This window comes from Rhizobium sp. AN68, assembly GCF_030758035.1.
Lineage (GTDB): Bacteria > Pseudomonadota > Alphaproteobacteria > Rhizobiales > Rhizobiaceae > Agrobacterium > Agrobacterium tumefaciens.
In genome coordinates, this window is record NZ_JARWMI010000002.1 from 1,412,501 (window position 1) to 1,430,743 (window position 18,243).

Genomic DNA, 18,243 nt, shown 5'->3' on the forward strand with positions numbered 1-18,243 from the left:
CAGGTGGTCAGGTAGAGTATACCAAGGCGCTTGAGAGAACTATGTTGAAGGAACTCGGCAAATTGCACGCGTAACTTCGGAAGAAGCGTGACCCCATTTTACGCAAGTATGATGGGGTGGCACAGACCAGGGGGTAGCGACTGTTTATCAAAAACACAGGGCTCTGCGAAGTAGCAATACGACGTATAGGGTCTGACGCCTGCCCGGTGCTGGAAGGTTAAAGGGAGGGGTGCAAGCTCTGAACTGAAGCCCCAGTAAACGGCGGCCGTAACTATAACGGTCCTAAGGTAGCGAAATTCCTTGTCGGGTAAGTTCCGACCTGCACGAATGGCGTAACGACTTCCCCGCTGTCTCCAACATAGACTCAGTGAAATTGAATTCCCCGTGAAGATGCGGGGTTCCTGCGGTCAGACGGAAAGACCCCGTGCACCTTTACTATAGCTTTACACTGGCATTCGCCAAGGCATGTGTAGGATAGGTGGTAGGCTTTGAAGCAGGGACGCCAGTTCTTGTGGAGCCATCCTTGAAATACCACCCTTATCTTCGTGGATGTCTAACCGCGGTCCGTTATCCGGATCCGGGACAGTGTATGGTGGGTAGTTTGGCTGGGGCGGTCGCCTCCGAAAGAGTAACGGAGGCGCGCGATGGTGGGCTCAGACCGGTCGGAAATCGGTCGTCGAGTGCAATGGCATAAGCCCGCCTGACTGCGAGACTGACAAGTCGAGCAGAGACGAAAGTCGGTCATAGTGATCCGGTGGTCCCGTGTGGAAGGGCCATCGCTCAACGGATAAAAGGTACGCCGGGGATAACAGGCTGATGACCCCCAAGAGTCCATATCGACGGGGTTGTTTGGCACCTCGATGTCGACTCATCGCATCCTGGGGCTGGAGCAGGTCCCAAGGGTATGGCTGTTCGCCATTTAAAGCGGTACGTGAGTTGGGTTCAGAACGTCGTGAGACAGTTCGGTCCCTATCTGCCGTGGGTGTAGGAATATTGACAGGATCTGTCCCTAGTACGAGAGGACCGGGATGGACGTATCTCTGGTGGATCTGTTGTCCTGCCAAGGGCATAGCAGAGTAGCTATATACGGAATGGATAACCGCTGAAGGCATCTAAGCGGGAAACCAACCTGAAAACGAGTGTTCCCTATCAGAGCCGTGGAAGACGACCACGTTGATAGGACGGGTGTGGAAGCATGGCAACATGTGAAGCTTACCGTTACTAATAGCTCGATCGACTTCTTCGTTCCCATTGAATATGTTCATCAAGCAAAGCTTGATGACATCATCTTTATGTCCTCACGGGCCAATGGCCCTGCGGACGGCGCGCCGGACAACCGGCGACGGACTAGCGTCCTGTATGGCTGCCAAGCTCTATCCCGAGCAAGGCAGGCAAACGGACCAGTCAAAGAAAGACGTGTTAAATTAAATGAAGCGCAAGCTTCCCAGCTTCTCGAAACAACACTCATGTGAAAACATGAACTGTGTTGCGTTTTGCCGACCTGGTGGTTATCGCGGGGCGGCTGCACCCGTTCCCATTCCGAACACGGCCGTGAAACGCCCCAGCGCCAATGGTACTCCGTCTCAAGACGCGGGAGAGTAGGTCGCTGCCAGGTCTGCAAAACGCAACAAATATCTTCTCAAGCAAACTCTTCGGCCCAGCCGATACAAAGGGCCGCTCAAAGCGGCCTTTTTGCATTGCGTAACATGAAAACATAAGGAAAACGCAACGTGCGTCCCTTAAAGGAGACAAATCGCCTTCGGCAATTTGCTCCGGAACTATACATCACAGCGTCCCTGTGATGCAGTCGCGATAAATCCAATAGGGATTTACGCTGGTAACGCGGGGTGGAGCAGCCCGGTAGCTCGTCAGGCTCATAACCTGAAGGCCGCAGGTTCAAATCCTGCCCCCGCAACCAATATCTTCAAGACTATCAACAACAAAGCCCTCCCATCCCGGAGGGCACTTTGCGTTTAGGGCCTTGGATACCGCAAATGAATTGCTGACGGTATAGCCACGTGGGGCTCTGATAGCGTGCACCTAGGCCTTTGTAAAACACGAGCCGGAACAAGCACTTCAAGCGCTCAGAGCGGCATTCACTTTGTGATCAGGGTTTCCGCGTCACCGACGTGGCGTTGTTTCGGCAGATTTGGGCAAGGTCGCAGGCAGGCGTTTTCTATCTAGCGCCTCCGTAGCTGCCTCGAGCCGAGCCACGCGCTCTTCCAAGGAGAGGAGATAGTCCCCCTGCAAATCATCGATACCGAGGAATGCTTCTTCCCATAGACGCCATTTTTCTAAGAAGTGCTTCAGCATGTGCTGTTTTCTCTCGATCGATTTCACTGGAATTTTCTATGTCGCCCTATCTTGGGCCGGGCGGTAGCAGACACGCAGGCACTCTCAAGTCTTCAAGGACATGCTCGCTCGAGGGTGCAAAGGAGCAGGCTCACCCCGTGCGCTCCGCAAGAAAGGTCACCTCTGCCGGTTGCCGCAATCCGCTCGCGACAACGGACACTTTCAGTCGACCCGCAAGCGCATCGTCGAACGTCGCGCCGATCACGACATCGGCGTTAGCGTCGACCTCTTCGCGCACGCGCGTGGCTGCTTCGTCCACATCGAACAGCGTCATGTCCGGTCCACCGGAAATCGAGACGAGGAGCCCTTTGGCACCTTTGACCGATGTGTCGTCAAAAAGCGGATTAGCAATCGCTGCTTCGGCGGCAGCTCTTGCACGGCCTTCGCCTGCCGCTTCTCCCGTGCCCATCACAGCTCGGCCCATACCGCGCATCACTGACCTTAGGTCGGCGAAATCGAGATTGATAAGCCCTTCCCTGACAATCAGATCGACGACGGAGCTGACGCCTGCATAAAGAACCCGATCCGCCATTTCGAAAGCCTCAGCAAACGTCGTTGTGGCATCTGCCACCCGGAAAAGGTTCTGATTTGGGATCACGATCACGGCATCCGCGCTTTCGGCTAGACACTCTACCCCGTGTTGGGCCATTCGCATTCGATGTATGCCCTCAAATGCGAATGGCATGGTTACCACGCCGACCGTCAGTATTCCGGCCTTCCGCGCAGCTCGAGCTATAACAGGCGCGGCGCCCGTTCCAGTGCCGCCCCCCATGCCCGCGGTCACGAAACACATATGCATCCCGGTCAGATGGTCCATGATTTCGTCGATCGTTTCTTCGGCCGCCGCTTGTCCGATCTCGGCGAGTGATCCGGCCCCAAGCCCGCCAGTCGCGATCAGGCCGAGTTGAACAACTCGTGGGGCTTTAGACATGGAGAGAGCTTGCGCATCGGTGTTTGCTGCAATGAATTCTACCCCTTGCAGCTTCTGCGCCATCATGTTGTTGACCGCATTACCACCACCGCCGCCGACGCCTATAACGGCAATCCTCGGTTTGAGGTGCAGTATGTCCGGTGTCGTGCCCAAGGTCTGGTTCATTGACGTTCAAGTCCCAAGCGAAAACAGTTTCAGCGTGTGGTGGCGCGACGCTGATCCTCAGCCAGCGCCGTTTGCCTTCGGCCACCGCCGGAACACTGCGCTCGCATTGACACCGCCAAAACCGAAACCATTGGATATTGCGAATTCAGCGTCTAATTGGCGCGCGTGGTTCGCCACAAAATCGATGCCTTCGGCTTCCGGATCCGGAGCATTCAGGTTGAGAGTTGGCGGCGCAATCTGATGCTGGAGTGCTAGAATGGTGAAGATTGCTTCCAATCCTCCAGCCGCGCCAAGTAGGTGTCCTGTTGCTGACTTCGTCCCGCTGACAGCGACAGTCTTCTCGGAACCAAAGATACTTTTGATGGCCCTGATTTCGCCGAGGTCTCCGACCGGGGTCGAGGTGGCGTGGGCATTCAGATGACCTATTTCGCGGGGGAAATGCCTGCCTGCGCAATGGCGATCTCCATGGCTCTTTTGGCACCGTTCCCGTCTTCTGGTCCTGACGTGATGTGATGAGCGTCGGCTGTCGTGCCGTATCCGACGAGTTCGGCAATTGGTGTAGCGCCGCGAGCAAGCGCATGGCTCAGGGATTCAATGACAAGCATGCCCGCTCCTTCGCCCATGACGAAGCCATCGCGTGATGTGTCGAAGGGGCGCGATGCCTTGTCTGGTGTTTCGTTGAAAGCAGTCGACAGAGATCTGGCGGCTGCAAAACCCCCGAGGCTGACGATGTTCATGCAGGCTTCTGTTCCGCCGCATATCGCAATTTCGGCTTCATTTGATCGAATAAGCCTCGCCGCATCGCCAATTGCCTGAACGCCGGCGGCGCACGCGGTTACCGGTGCACCGAGAGGGCCTTTGAAGCCATGACGGATTGAGACATGCCCGGCTGCGAGATTGACCAGGAACGACGGTATGGTGAAGGGCGAAAGGCGACGGACACCGCGTTGATCGACGGTGCGGACCGCTTCGGTTATCGCAGGAAAGCCGCCTATACCGGACGCGATAATCGTCGCGGTCCTCAGCCGTTCCTCATTCGAGGTCGGCTTCCAGTTTGCTTGTGCAAGCGCTTCTTCCGCGGCTGCCAGTGCAAATATGATAAAACGGTCGACCTTGCGTTGGTCCTTCGGAGCCACAATGGTGTCGGGATCGAAGCCGCCCTCGGGATCTTCCATCAATGAGGGGACAATGCCCCCGATTTTCGATGGAAGGTCCGCCACCACGTCGTCACCCAGCCGTCGAATGCCACTTCGACCCGCGAGCAGGCGCGACCAGGAGATACCGACATTCGCTCCAAGGGGACTGACAGCTCCCATTCCTGTGACAACGATACGACGCATGTTTTACACCTGTTCTTCGTTTAAATTGGCATGCCTTCGGCATCCCGACCGACGGTGCGGTCAGGGCCTGTTCTCCGGATATGCAGTGCCTAAATCGCATCCGCCCGAACCCGACGCGGCGACTGCGTTTGGCTTTTGTTTTCCCTAGCTACCGAGCGCGATCCTCAGGCCGCATGATCAGCGCCTGCGATGCGCCTGATTTCCTCCGCCGCTGCGTCGAGGATTCCTTGAGACGTATTCTCGTCTTCCATGATCCGCGACAGGGTAACGGCGCCGACCATGAGAGACAGGATCGCCATCGCTTTGCCGCTGGGATTGGAGCTTCTGGTGTCATCAAGCAGTTCATTGAGCACCTCGAAGTGAGCGCGTATCCCATCCTCGAATGGACGCCTGACTTCTTCACTCTGCCGAGTAGCGTCCGACCCCAGTGCCACCAGGGGGCAGCCTTCTGCCTTTTCTCCACGGTGGTCCTTGGACAGATAGAACGCCATCACTGCTTCGAGAGGATCGGAACTGTCCGCAGCCGCTTCAGACCATCTGCGTGTAGCGCTTTCCATCGCGCGCCTCGAAGCCTGGGCTGCAAGATCGTCCTTCGATGCAAATTGCTTGTAGAACCCGCCTTGGGTGAGTCCTGCACCCTTCATCAAATCTTTCAGGCCAATGCCATCGAATCCGTGCTCGCGAAACAGACGGCTGGCAACGTTGATCACCGTCTCCCGATTTTCCTCGGCTTGTGCCCGGCTCACTCTCATATCGACCTCCGGTTAGATTTCGTTTGACATTTATAGCGCACATAGATTTAGATCGCAATCTAAATCATTTGCACCGCTGGTCAAGAAGAGAACTTACAATGAAACGCAAACATGTCCTGACTGTCGTGGGTCTTGTCGCAGCGGCTGGGGCCGCCGCCTTTTTCCTCGTTTCTGAAAGCCCAAAACGGGAAGCCGAGGTCGCAGACCCAAGGACGGCTTCACCACTGGTAAGGATTGCGGAGGCGAAAAGGACCGGCAGGGCCGATCGGTCATTCACCGGGACGGTCGCATCGCGCGTTCAAAGCAATCTCGGATTTCGCGTTCCCGGTAAAATCGTGGAGCGGCTGGTCGATGTCGGTCAGCAGGTCAAACAGGGCCAACCGCTGATGCGCATTGATGAGACCGATCTTCAGCTTGCACTGACAGCAAAGCGGAATTCGGTCATATCAGCGCGTGCTATTCTGCTTCAGGCGGAAGCCGATGAGAAGCGCTATGCGGCACTGGTCAAGAATGGCCTGGCGGCCACGCCCCAGCGTTATGAACAGGCAAAGGCGGCTCTCGATACAGCGACGGCACAGCTTGCGGCGGCCGAGGCCGAAGCGGAGGTTGCCGAGAATGCGGCAACCTACACCACTCTTGTTGCTGACTCGGATGGAACGGTCGTCGAAACTCTCGGTGATCCGGGACAAGTGGTCGCCGCCGGCCAGACGGTTGTTCAACTCGCAAAGGCGGGCCCTCGCGAGGCGGTCGTCTGGCTGCCTGAGACACTGCGACCTAAGGTGGGATCGGAAGCACAGGCCAGTGTTTATGGAAGCGACGGGCTTAGTGGAAACGCCAGACTGCGACAAATCTCCGATTCGGCTGATCCTCAAACGAGAACCTATGAAGCGCGTTACATTCTTGAGGGTGATGCGGCCTCAGCACCGCTTGGCGCCACTGTAACAATCAGAACACCGGATGCCGAACGCCAGTCGGAAGTCACCGTGCCCGTCGGCGCCATTCTGGACGACGGTAATCGCACAGGCGTGTGGGTCGTCGACGGCGCCACGTCAAAGGTGAAGTTCACCCCGATTAAAGTTCAGCAGATTGGCGAGGAGACGGCATTTGTCACGGGGATCGGGACCGGGGAGCAGGTCGTTGCCCTCGGCGCGCATCTTCTCGACGATGGTGCGACCGTCAGGATTGCCTCGAGCCAAGAGGTGAAAAACTAATGCGCTTCAACCTGTCAGCCATCGCGGTTCGCGAACGTGCTATCACCTTGTTCTTTATCGTGCTGCTGGCCGCAGCCGGCGTCTACGCTTTCGTCAAGCTGGGGCGCGCCGAGGATCCGTCCTTCACCATCAAGACATTGACGGTCACGTCAGTCTGGCCGGGTGCAACGGCGCGAGAAATGCAGGACCTCGTCGCCGAGCCGCTTGAGAAACGTATTCAGGAACTGACCTGGTACGACCGCGTCGAGACCACAACGAGGCCAGGTTACGCTTTCCTGACCGTCACCCTCAAGGATAACACGCCGGCAAGTGCGGTTGCAGAAGAGTTCTATCAGGCGCGCAAGAAGCTTGGCGACGAAGCCCGCAATCTCCCGCCGGGCGTCATGGGCCCATTCGTCAACGACGAATATTCTGACGTGAGTTTCGGCCTCTATGCACTGAAGGCAAAGGGAATGCCGATGCGCGATCTCGTTCGGCAAGCGGAAGTCATCCGCCAGGACCTCCTGCACGTGCCTGGCGTCAAGAAAATCAACATCGTCGGTGAGCGCCCCGAGCAGATTTTCGTCGAGTTCTCCTATGCGAAGCTCGCGACACTCGGCATATCCGCGCAGGATATCGCTTCTGCGTTGCAGCGACAGAACACGGTCACGCCTGCGGGTTCAATCGACACACGAGGCCCACAGGTCTTTATCCGCTTCGACGGAGCTTACAACAGTGTGCAGGCGATTGCCGACACGCCGATCGTTGCTGCTGGACGAACCCTGAAGCTCTCCGATCTTGCAGAGGTGCGACGCGGTTATCAGGATCCCGCCACGTATATCATCCGCCACGAGGGTGAACCGACAATCATGCTGGGTGCGGTGATGCAGGCGGGATGGAACGGTCTTGATCTCGGCAAGGCGCTTGAGGCTCGCTCTGCCGCCATTGCGCAAACGTTGCCGCTGGGGATGACGCTTACCAAAGTCAGCGACCAGGCCGTCAACATCGATGAAGCCGTCGGCGAGTTCATGCTCAAGTTCGCGATGGCGCTTGGCGTGGTTCTGTTTGTCAGTCTGGTGGCACTTGGCTGGCGCGTTGGTATTGTTGTCGCTCTTGCTGTGCCACTCACCCTTGCGGTGGTCTTTCTCATCATGCTGGAGACCGGGCGCTTCTTCGACCGCATCACGCTTGGCGCTTTGATCCTCGCGCTTGGCCTTCTAGTTGACGATGCCATCATTGCCATCGAAGTGATGGTGGTGAAGATGGAGGAGGGCATGGACCGCATCAAGGCGGCCGCCTATGCCTGGAGCCATACGGCAGCGCCGATGCTGTCCGGCACGCTGGTCACGATCATCGGGCTGATGCCCGTGGGTTTTGCCAAGTCGACCGCAGGCGAATATGCCGGTAACATCTTCTGGGTCGTGGGCTTTGCGCTCATCGTATCCTGGATCGTCGCCGTCACCTTCACGCCCTATCTCGGTGTGAAGATGTTGCCCAACATCAAGCCGGTCGAGGGCGGTCATCACGCCATCTATGACACGCCGAATTATCGCCGTCTGCGCTCCGTCATCGAGTTCGCTGTCCGCCATAAGTTCATGGTCTGCGCCGTGGTCGGCATTTCCATGGCCGTTTCGGTCGTTGGAATGGGCGGCGTGAAACAACAGTTTTTCCCGACATCGGATCGGCCTGAGGTGCTGGTTGAGGTGCGCATGCCCGAGGGCACAAGCATCGAGGCGACGGCATCTGCGGTGAAGAAAGTCGAGGACTGGCTGCAAACTCAGCCTGAGACCAATATCGTCACGTCGTACGTAGGGCAGGGCGCACCCCGGTTCTTCTTTGCCATGGCACCGGAACTACCTGACCCTGCCTTCGCCAAGGTCGTCGTGCTCACACCCGATGCCCACGCACGTGAAGAACTGAAGCATCGCCTTCGTGCAGCTATTTCGGAGGGTCTTGTTCCTGAAGCGTCCGTCCGCGTCACCCAGCTTGTGTTTGGTCCTTACACGCCGTTCCCGGTCGAGTTCCGGATCATGGGTCCCGATCAGGATGAACTCTACAGGATTTCTGAGCAGGCTCTGGCGATCATGAAGACTATCCCCGATGTTCGCCAAGCCAACCGTGACTGGGGCAACCGAACACCCGTTCTGCGATTTGTGCCCGACCAGGAGCGGCTCAATCTGATTGGTCTTTCTCCATCGGAGGCAGCCCAGCAATTGCAGATGCTGCTCTCCGGCATCCCCGTTACGCAGGTGCGCGACAATATCCGCAACGTGCCCGTCGTCGCTCGCAGTGCTGGCGAAAACCGCCTCGATCCGTCACGTCTTGCCGATTTCTCTCTGATGAGCAGGGATGGCCGTCAGGTTCCGCTGGATCAACTCGGGCACTCCGAAATCCGGTTTGAAGAACCTATCCTGAAGCGTCGTGACCGCACGCCTGTCATCACGATCAGGTCTGATATCAACGAGGCGACGCAGCCTCCGGAGGTTTCCCAACAGGTTATGAAAGCTCTGCAGCCACTCATCGCGTCGCTTCCCGTTGGATATCGTATCGAGATGGGCGGCAACATCGAGGAGTCTCTCAAGGCGAATACGGCACTCGCTCAGGTTTTCCCGGTGATGATTGCTGCCATGCTGATCGTCATCATTCTGCAGGTTCGCAGTCTCTCGACAATGACAATGGTGATGCTGACAGCGCCGCTTGGTCTTGCCGGGGTGGTTCCGACCCTGCTCCTGTTCAATCAGCCTTTCGGCTTCAACGCCATTCTCGGCTTGATCGGACTGGCGGGTATCCTGATGCGCAACACGCTTATCCTGACAGAGCAAATCAAGGAGAACCAGGCGGCGGGGCTTGATGACTATCATGCCGTTATCGAAGCGACAGTGCAGCGGACACGACCCGTGATCCTGACGGCTCTCGCGGCGATCCTGGCGTTCATACCTCTGACCCACTCAGTATTTTGGGGGTCGATGGCCTATACCCTGATCGGTGGAACGGCAGCAGGCACGGTGATGATCCTGCTCTTCCTTCCGGCTCTCTATGCTGTCTGGTTCCGGATCAAGCCACCCAAGGCGGGTGCCGAAAAAGAGACGGTCGAGCACGTAGGGCAGCCACTGGCGCTCGCGGCAGAGTAGGGGCGTCCATGCGTGCCGGCTCAAACCTGAAGCGTGATGTGACGGCGGCATTTAAGGGCAGCAGGAGCCGAACAATGCGTGGCCTCACACCATCTGGCCGAGCACCGTTGAAAGGCTGGGATTTTCCATCTTATCCACATCCGGACCGATCTTCCGCCCGGACTAGTAGCACGGATACCAGACCCCGGCAGCCTATGCCGGGATCATCACTGCGCCCGGCTCCAATGCTGCGGGAGATCAAAGCTTCGCTTTCCCACCGATTTTGCCACACCGCGCCAAATGGAATGTTGAAATACGCAGAACCTCCAATCGCATTTGGATGAAGGTTCCGTGGGAGGGTCATGCCGGTACGCTTCGTCGTTTTTTGCGGACTAACTGATGCTGTTATCGATCCATGCGTGCGTCTGTTCCAGAATCTCGTCCGATAGTTCCGGATCGTCGATTGCCCGGGCGAGTATGACCGCCCCAACCATGGCCGCCCAGCTTCCTATCGCTGTGCGCCGGCGATCTGCCGGGTCCAGTTGCGGGAGTGCCCTTTCGATCCGGCTGATCTGCGCACGAAGGCCTTCTGTCATGGCGGAGCGCGCCGGCGGCGTCTGGTGGCGAATTGCTGCAGCGAGACCGGCGGTTGGGCAGCCACCGGCAGCGTTGTCGCGATGGCGAGGCGCAAGATAGGATTTGACGAAATCGCTGAAATTGCCTCCTCCGACGCTATCTGAAGCAAGGGCGTGGGCAAGGGTCTCCGCGACCAGATCGTCTTTTGAACTGAAATGTCCATAAAAGCCGCCGTGAGTAAGACCGGCTGCCTTCATCACCTCCGCAACGCTGACGGCATCGAACCCCTTGTCGCGAAACAGCCGGCTGGCGACATCCAGAATCCGGCGACGGTTTTCCGCCATCTGTTCTCGGCTGACCTTCATTTTCACAATTCTCCCAACATGGTCGTTGACATTTACATGATGGCTATCATATTTAAATCCAATCATGACGATTGTCATGAATATAGGTTCCATCACAGAAAAGAGCAATCCTATGAGCACAAATCCTGCAGTCCTCATCACCGGCGCCTCCACCGGTATTGGTGCAACCTATGCCGATCGGTTTGCGCGGCGCGGCCACGATCTCGTGCTGGTCGCCCGTGACGTGGCGCGAATGGAGGCCGTTGCAAGCCGTCTGCGACAGGAAACCGGCGTGGCCATAGACATCGTCCAGGCGGATCTCACGCAACTCGCCGATCTTGCGAAAGTAGAGACGAGACTGCGCGACGATGACAGCATCGGCATCCTCGTCAATAATGCCGGAACGGCCATCGGTGGAACGTTCATCGAGCAGAGCACCGACGACATGGCCCGGCTTGTTGCACTCAACTCGACTGCACTCGTTCGCCTTGCCAGCGCAATTGCTTCTCGACTCGTCAAGAAAGGTGAGGGTGCAATCGTCAACATCGGCTCCGTGGTTGGTCTGGCGCCGGAGTTCGGCATGACGGTCTACGGCGCAACCAAGGCCTTTGTCCTCTTCCTGTCTCAGGGGCTTAGCCTCGAGCTTGGACCGAAGGGCGTCTACGTTCAGGCTGTTCTTCCCGCCACGACTCGAACCGAAATCTGGGACCATGTCGGCGCCGACGTCAATGCACTGAACAACGTCATGGAGGTGGGCGATCTTGTGGATGCGGCTCTGGTCGGCTTCGACCGTCGCGAGCCGGTGACCATCCCGCCGCTTCCCGATGCCGGTCAGTGGGAAGCCTTTGAAGCTGCGCGCAAGACCATGCTGGCCAACTTCGGCAATGCGCTGCCAGCCGAACGGTACCGCACCGTCGCTTGAGCAGACCGCGCAACCCATACCGCTGCGGCGGCAACACATAGGTAAATCATGACTAAAAAGACGCTTTTCGAACCCTATACGCTCGGCTCCTTGACGCTTTCCAACCGGATCGTCATGGCGCCCCTGACGCGCAATCGCGCCGGTTCGGGCTTTGTCGCAGGTGACCTGACGGCTGAATATTACGGCCAGCGTGCTTCTGCCGGGCTCATCATTTCCGAGGCCACGCAAATATCACAGCAGGGGCAGGGATACCAGGACACGCCCGGTATCTATACCCAGGCGCAGATCGAAGGCTGGCGCAAGGTCACCAGTGCGGTGCACGAGAAGGGTGGCCATATATTCCTCCAGCTCTGGCACGTCGGTCGCATCAGCCATGTTGATCTCCAGCCGAACGGCGCAGCGCCGGTTGCCCCTTCAGCCATCCGCGCCGAGACAAAGACGTTCGTCAACAATGCCTTCGTGGACGTTTCGCAACCCCGTGCCCTTGAACTGGAAGAGCTTCCTGGGATCGTCGACGATTTCCGTCAGGCAGCAGCCAACGCCATCGAGGCTGGTTTCGATGGTGTCGAGATCCACGGGGCCAACGGCTATCTGCTTGATCAGTTCGCCAAGGACGGTGCCAATGTTCGCACAGACGCCTATGGCGGCTCTGTCGAAAACCGTGCGCGCCTCATGCTGGAAGTCACGGCCGCGGTTGTCCAGGAAATCGGCGCTGCACGCACCGGCATCCGCATCTCGCCGGTCTCGCCCGCCAATGGCATTTCGAGTACTGATCCGCAGGCGCAGTTCGATTACATCGTCGATCAGCTCGAAGCCCTTGGCATCGTGTACATTCATGTCGTCGAGGGTGCCACAGGTGGGCGGCGCGATGTCGCGCCATTCGACTTCGGATCATTGCGCCGTCGCTTCAGCAAGACCTATATCGCCAACAACGGCTATGACCTCGAACTGGCGACTTCGCATCTTACCGAGGGCCTGGCGGATCTGATCGCCTTCGGCCGGCCGTTCATTGCCAATCCCGATTTGGTTGAACGATTGAAAAGCGATGCGCCGTTGGCAGAGATAAACCCGGCTACGCTCTACGGTGGCGGTGCTGCGGGTTATATCGATTACCCCTCTTTGGCGGCAGCTGCCGGGCGTTGACTACTTTTGGGGTCGCTCGCTGGTGCGGCCCCATCAAATCAGTGTGCTGTGCCTGATCCGTTGCGGATTGGTGCCGGGTCCCGACACTGAAGGGTTACCCTTTCCCTCGCCGTCTGAAAGTCACGCTTGACTTTAATGATGATATATATCATTAAAAATCATCAATGATGACGGAAATCATCATAAAATTAGTGTCGTAAAACCATATGCCTTGGCGGCAATCCATGGTGATACCGAAAAGAGAGAAAGACGCTATGGCGACGTTTGCTACTAAAAGACAGAAGACTGCCTTTGTGACCGGGGCTTCCAGTGGGATTGGCAAGGCGGCCGCCACGGCTCTGGCCCGGGCAGGCTACCGGGTGATTGGCACGAGTCGTAAGGCCGCACCTGGCGAGATACGTGATGGCATTCGGATGATTGCTTGTGACGTGACTTCCGATTTGTCTGTCTCGGATGCCGTGGCGCTGGCGCATCAGGAACTTGGCCGTATCGACCTTCTGGTCAACAATGCCGGTTACGCCCTGTCCGGGGCGGCCGAAGAAAGCTCGGTGGATCAGGTTCGTTCGCTGTTCGAAACCAATTTTCTGGGTGTCGTTCGGGTGACCAATGCCGTGTTGCCGATGATGCGCCAACAGGGCTATGGCAGGATATTGAACATCGGCTCTGTCCTGGGCTTAATACCCGGTCCTTTTGGAGCCTATTACTCGGCCAGCAAGCACGCCATTGAGGGCTATTCGGAATCGCTGGACCATGAGGTTCGCCAGTTCGGCATCCGTGTCGCCGTGATCGAGCCTTGGGCAACGAAAACTTCGATCGAGGCCAACTCTCCGCAAGGCGACCGTCCGGTTGCAGCCTATGGCCAGACACTGGCCAGATACCGCACGGCGTTTGACTTGGCCATGGCGACCGGCGACACGGCGGATGATGTTGCGGCCACCATCCTGATGGCGGCGCAGGACAAGGCGCCGCGGTTGCGCTACCCCTCCGGCAAGGCGGCCCGGCAGACCTCGTTTGCCCGGCGTTTCCTGCCGCGCGCGCTGTTTGATCGAACCTTGCGCAAGCAATTCAACATCGCGTGAGCGAGAATGACGGCCACGGCAGGGCCTTCCAACAACATGCTCAGTTCGCGCTGAAAGCCTTGGCTTTTTTAGCCATCTGAGCCGATAATATTTTTACACTGGAGAACGTCCGTGAAAGCCTTCGTTGTCGACAAATACAAAAAGAAGGGCGCCTTGCGTCTGGCAGACATGCCCGAGCCCCGGATGGGCGCGAATGATGTTCTGGTTCGCATTCAGGCCACGGCGATCAACCTTCTGGATTCCAAGGTAAGGGACGGCGAGTTCAAGCTGTTCCTGCCCTATCGCCCGCCCTTTATTCTGGGTCACGATCTAGCCGGAACGGTTGTAAGCGTGGGCGCGAATGTGCGGCAATTCAAGGCTGGGGACGAGGTTTACGCCCGTCCGAGGGATCACCGGGCTGGTACCTTTGCAGAGTTCATCGCAATTGACGCCGCCGATGTAGCGCTGAAGCCCGCGAGCCTTTCGATGGAGCAGGCTGCATCCATACCGCTGGTTGGACTGACCGCCTGGCAGGCGCTGGTGGAGGTCGGCAAGGTCAAGCCCGGCCAGAAAGTGTTCATTCAGGCTGGTTCCGGAGGGGTTGGGACCTTTGCCATCCAGCTTGCCAAGCATCTCGGCGCCACGGTGGCCACCACGACCAGTGCCGCGAATATTGACCTGGTCAAAAGCCTCGGCGCCGATGTGGTGATCGACTACAGGACGCAGGATTTCGAACAGGTGCTATCCGGTTATGATCTGGTGCTGAACAGTCAGGATGCCAAGACGCTGGCCAAGTCGCTGAATGTTCTGAAACCGGGTGGTCGGTTGATATCGATCTCGGGGCCGCCGGATGTTCCCTTTGCCAGATCTCTGGGGCTGAACCTGTTCCTGCGCTTGGTGGTACGGATGCTGAGCCGGGGCGTGCTGAAGAAGGCGAAAAGCCGGGGCGTCTTGTATTCCTTCCTGTTTATGCGCGCGGAAGGGCAACAACTTGCCCAGATCGCCAAGCTGATCGACGCCGGCGTGATCCGTCCGGTCGTGGACAAGGTATTTCCCTTTGCTCAGACGGCGGAGGCCTTGGCCCATGTAGAGACCGGGCGCGCCAGGGGCAAGGTCGTTGTGAAGGTCGCAGACTGAGTTCGTATTTTGCAGGAGATGGGGCCGCATGGCTGCGGCCCTATTGCTCCCGCCCGCCATTTTCGACAGAGGCCCGGCAATCGGCGCGGCAAATATCGAGAATTTCATCCGCCAGGGCCGATGCGTCCGGGCAGGCCCGCGATAGCACGATGGCCCCGACAGCTTGCGCCATAATGCTGATGGCTTGCGTGCGGGCATTTGAGCCGGCGGGCTGGTTCGCCGCAAGATTGCTCTCCAGTGCGTCAACAAGGCGCTCGATGCCTTCGCCGAAAACAGCTCTGGTTTCGTTTGGCAGCCGCGCTGCTTCCCCGCTCAGTGCAGCGGCCGTGCAGCCTTGGCCACGCGCATCACGATGCGTGCGCGAGATGTAGGCGTCGATCATCTCGCCCAAATCATACCCGGCATAGCGTGCCAACGTTTCGGAAAACCCTTTGGCGGAGGTTTCTGCTATGAGCGCCTCCTTCGAGACGAAGTGGTTGTAAAATCCACCATGGGTCAGGCCCGCACCCTCCATCAGGTCAGCCACGCCAACGCCATCGAACCCTCTTTCGCGAAACATCCCGGATGCAATCGCAACAATCCGGTCATGATTTTCCTGCTTCTTTTCCTTGGTGATCCGCATGTCAGAACCCTTTCGACGGCGCCGTCTCCATGATGTTGGATATTATCATGGATTGAGAGTATTGCTGACGCTTATCATTAATAATGCGCTCAACACAAGGAACACGTCGTATCGGCTACCTAATTTTCCGTCCTTCGCCGCCGACATCTTGTCGCTGGCTGCAACGAAGCTTCTGTTTCTGGGAAGCTGGCCCGGATTGTTTGGTAAAATAAAGCTCGGTTACGTGGATCGGCGTATCCTCACTGGAACGCCCTTATATGCTGGGGTCCCGGATTTCCTGTCGTAGTCTGCGAGGGCAATGACCTGGTTCATTTCGGGGTAATAACCTGCTACCGAGCCGGGCGGAATATTGTAGGCAACGGCGGTAAATCCGGTAGCGGTTTTGGCGCCACTCCCGCAAATTGCTTCGACATCGATGAGGTCTCCGTCTCTTAGTCCCCGCGTTTCAAGGTCCCGCTGGTTCATGAAGATGACGTCGCGGCGGCCGTAGACACCACGGTAGCGGTCGTCGAGGCTGTATATGGTGGTGTTGTACTGGTCATGACTGCGCAAGGTGGTCAGCACAAGGGCTTCGGGGTCGTGCAAGCGTGTGTCCTCATCAAGGCCCGGTGCGACGAGAAATTCGGCCTTGCCGGACGGCGTATTCCACACACGATCAGAAGCCGCGACAGTGAGCCGGAAGCCTCCGGGCGTTTTCACGCGCGTATTGAAATCATGAAAATCGGGAAATACGATTTCGATCTTGTCGCGGATCTGCTCATAGTCGCCGGCCATGCCGTCCCAGTCGATGTCGTGCCGGTTACCTAGCGTCGCCTTGGCCATGCCGGCAACGATCCAGGGTTCCGAGCGCAACTCATCGCTTGGCGGTTTGAGGAAACCGCGCGACGCGTGCACCATCGACATGGAATCCTCTACCGTGACGGATTGGCGCCCTGTCGCCTGAATATCCAGATCCGTTCGGCCCAGAACCGGCAGGAGGATCGATGTCTTTGCCAGCAGCAGATGCGAGCGATTGAGCTTTGTCGCAAGATGAACGGCCATATCGAGTTTCCGCATGCCCGCGAACGTCGCTTCAGGATCGGACATGGCGACAGCAAGATTGCCACCAAGACACACCAACGCTTTCGACCTGCCCTCAATGATGGCCTCGATTGCCTCCACGGCATTATGGCCCTTTTCACCAGACGGGCGGAAACCGAAGGCTTTCTCCATGCCAGCAAGAAGAGCCTCATTGGGAATTTCAGTGATGCCGACGGTTCGGTCGCCCTGAACGTTGGAATGGCCGCGCAGGGGACAGATACCGGCGCCTGGCCGGCCTATATTGCCGCGCAGCATCAGGAAATTGGCGAGTTGCTGCACATTGGCCGTGCCATGGGCATGCTGTGTGATGCCCATGCCATAACAGAGAATGACGTTTTTCGCCTTGAGGTAGACATCCACGGCGCTATCGAGTGCTTCCAGTGAGAGGCCGGATTTCTCGATAATCTCCGGCCATTGCGTCTGATCTACATCGGCTTGCAGGGCTTCGAGGCCAATCGTATGCGCCGCGATGAAATCGCGGTCGATGACGCCGGGTCCGCCAGCTTCGATATCGGCCGCGTCGCGCTCGAAGATGCGCTTCATCATGCCCTTGAGTGCGGCAAGATCGCCGCCGGTACGAACCTGATGATAGGCAGATGCGATCGGCGTGGATGACATCGTCGCCATTTCGATCGGATCCTGGGGGGCTGCAAACCGCTCCAGCGCCCGCTCCTTGAGTGGATTAAAGACGACGATCGGCACACCCCTGCGGGAGGCCTCATGTAATGTCGTCATCATGCGCGGATGGTTGGTGCCGGGATTGTGCCCGAACGAAAAGATCGCGTCGGCATGATCGAAATCCTCCAGCGTTACAGTGCCCTTGCCGACACCGATCGACAGGGGCAGACCGACGCTGGTGGCTTCGTGGCACATGTTGGAACAGTCGGGGAAATTGTTGGTGCCATAGGCGCGAACGAAGAGCTGAAAGAGAAACGCCGCTTCGTTGGAGGCACGACCGGACGTGTAGAACTCGGCCATATGAGGGCTGGGAAGGGCGTTCAACTCCGAGGCAATACGCGCGAATGCGGCATCCCATTCGATCGGCACGTAGCGGTCACTGGCATGATCATAGATCAGCGGATGCGTCAGGCGCCCCTGATCTTCAAGCTTGTGGTCGGTCCATTGCCAGAGATCAGTCACCGAATGAGCGGCAAAGAAATCGGGGCCAACCCGCTTGGCCGTCGATTCCCAGGTGATCGCTTTTGCTCCGTTCTCGCAGAACTCAAACGAACTTGTGTGCTTCGGATCGGGCCAGGCGCAGCCGGGACAATCGAAGCCTTCGGGCTGGTTTGCCTTTAACAATGTCGCCGCGCCCTCGGCGATGATCTGCTGGTGAGCAAGGGTTTTGGCAACGGCTTTTAGTGCGCCCCAGCCACCTGCTGGCGCTGTATAATGCTCTATCCCATCCGGCCGCTTCTCGCTCATCACAGTCTCCCTTCAGCGTGTTTCAATAAATCTAGCATCGAACGCATCAGTACGAACCTAGACCGATGTATAGGTCCAGGTAGACGTCTATCGAAT

Annotated in this window: 12 protein-coding genes, 1 tRNA gene, 2 rRNA genes and 2 pseudogenes (1 of these 17 running past the window's edge); 10 read left to right on the forward strand and 7 right to left on the reverse strand. The window is 57.8% G+C overall.

Annotated features, from left to right (window positions below):
- The 3 genes from RBH71_RS09905 to RBH71_RS09915 all read left to right on the forward strand — a co-directional run.
- A 23S ribosomal RNA gene (locus tag RBH71_RS09905) occupies positions 1-1,246 on the forward strand; it begins 1,561 nt to the left of the window's first position.
- A gap of 254 nt (positions 1,247-1,500) precedes the next feature.
- Positions 1,501-1,615 (forward strand): 5S ribosomal RNA (gene rrf / locus RBH71_RS09910).
- A gap of 226 nt (positions 1,616-1,841) precedes the next feature.
- Positions 1,842-1,918: transfer RNA gene (locus RBH71_RS09915), tRNA-Met, on the forward strand.
- Between the two features lie 203 nt (positions 1,919-2,121).
- Here RBH71_RS09915 and RBH71_RS09920 read toward each other — a convergent pair.
- The 4 genes and pseudogenes from RBH71_RS09920 to RBH71_RS09935 form a co-directional block, all read right to left on the reverse strand.
- Positions 2,122-2,340 carry a hypothetical protein gene (locus RBH71_RS09920; RefSeq protein WP_236735685.1) on the reverse strand — a complete coding sequence of 73 codons (219 nt, stop codon included), beginning with the start codon at positions 2,338-2,340 and terminating at the stop codon, positions 2,122-2,124.
- A 103-nt stretch (positions 2,341-2,443) separates the two neighbouring features.
- Entirely contained in the window at positions 2,444-3,448 is a 1,005-nt protein-coding gene (ftsZ, locus tag RBH71_RS09925) for a cell division protein FtsZ (RefSeq protein ID WP_013762144.1), read from the reverse strand.
- A gap of 57 nt (positions 3,449-3,505) precedes the next feature.
- Positions 3,506-4,788, reverse strand: a pseudogene (gene fabF, locus RBH71_RS09930) (beta-ketoacyl-ACP synthase II).
- Between the two features lie 164 nt (positions 4,789-4,952).
- A complete protein-coding gene (locus RBH71_RS09935; protein WP_003519277.1) occupies positions 4,953-5,540 on the reverse strand; it encodes a TetR/AcrR family transcriptional regulator in 588 nt (195 codons plus the stop codon).
- Between the two features lie 98 nt (positions 5,541-5,638).
- Between RBH71_RS09935 and RBH71_RS09940 the strand changes: the two genes are divergently transcribed.
- The 3 genes and pseudogenes from RBH71_RS09940 to RBH71_RS09950 form a co-directional block, all read left to right on the forward strand.
- Entirely contained in the window at positions 5,639-6,751 is a 1,113-nt protein-coding gene (locus RBH71_RS09940) for an efflux RND transporter periplasmic adaptor subunit (protein ID WP_111801725.1), read from the forward strand.
- Positions 6,751-9,861 carry an efflux RND transporter permease subunit gene (locus RBH71_RS09945; RefSeq protein ID WP_111801726.1) on the forward strand — a complete coding sequence of 1,037 codons (3,111 nt, stop codon included), beginning with the start codon at positions 6,751-6,753 and terminating at the stop codon, positions 9,859-9,861. Before RBH71_RS09940 ends, RBH71_RS09945 begins: the two co-directional genes overlap by 1 nt.
- A gap of 172 nt (positions 9,862-10,033) precedes the next feature.
- A pseudogene (locus tag RBH71_RS09950) lies at positions 10,034-10,184 on the forward strand (IS3 family transposase); the annotation flags it as partial.
- A gap of 48 nt (positions 10,185-10,232) precedes the next feature.
- Here RBH71_RS09950 and RBH71_RS09955 read toward each other — a convergent pair.
- Positions 10,233-10,781: a TetR/AcrR family transcriptional regulator gene (locus RBH71_RS09955; RefSeq protein WP_003519274.1), complete on the reverse strand. Its 549-nt coding sequence runs from the start codon at positions 10,779-10,781 to the stop codon at positions 10,233-10,235.
- Positions 10,782-10,893: 112 nt separating this feature from the next.
- On the opposite strand from RBH71_RS09955, the gene RBH71_RS09960 reads away from it, so the two are divergent.
- From RBH71_RS09960 to RBH71_RS09975, 4 genes are all read left to right on the forward strand, one after another.
- Positions 10,894-11,682, forward strand: a complete 789-nt coding sequence (locus RBH71_RS09960; RefSeq protein WP_111801731.1) for an SDR family NAD(P)-dependent oxidoreductase — start codon at positions 10,894-10,896, stop codon at positions 11,680-11,682.
- A gap of 48 nt (positions 11,683-11,730) precedes the next feature.
- A complete protein-coding gene (locus RBH71_RS09965) occupies positions 11,731-12,825 on the forward strand; it encodes an alkene reductase (RefSeq protein ID WP_003519272.1) in 1,095 nt (364 codons plus the stop codon).
- A 254-nt stretch (positions 12,826-13,079) separates the two neighbouring features.
- On the forward strand, positions 13,080-13,904 hold the full coding sequence (locus tag RBH71_RS09970) for an oxidoreductase (RefSeq protein WP_003519271.1): 825 nt from the start codon (positions 13,080-13,082) through the stop codon (positions 13,902-13,904).
- A 111-nt stretch (positions 13,905-14,015) separates the two neighbouring features.
- On the forward strand, positions 14,016-15,020 hold the full coding sequence (locus tag RBH71_RS09975; protein ID WP_003519270.1) for an NADP-dependent oxidoreductase: 1,005 nt from the start codon (positions 14,016-14,018) through the stop codon (positions 15,018-15,020).
- A 40-nt stretch (positions 15,021-15,060) separates the two neighbouring features.
- On the opposite strand, the gene RBH71_RS09980 is transcribed toward RBH71_RS09975, so the two are convergent.
- Positions 15,061-15,642 carry a TetR/AcrR family transcriptional regulator gene (locus tag RBH71_RS09980; RefSeq protein ID WP_003519268.1) on the reverse strand — a complete coding sequence of 194 codons (582 nt, stop codon included), beginning with the start codon at positions 15,640-15,642 and terminating at the stop codon, positions 15,061-15,063.
- 219 nt (positions 15,643-15,861) lie between these two features.
- Positions 15,862-18,147: an FdhF/YdeP family oxidoreductase gene (locus tag RBH71_RS09985; protein ID WP_019566810.1), complete on the reverse strand. Its 2,286-nt coding sequence runs from the start codon at positions 18,145-18,147 to the stop codon at positions 15,862-15,864.
- Between the last annotated feature and the right edge of the window lie 96 nt (positions 18,148-18,243).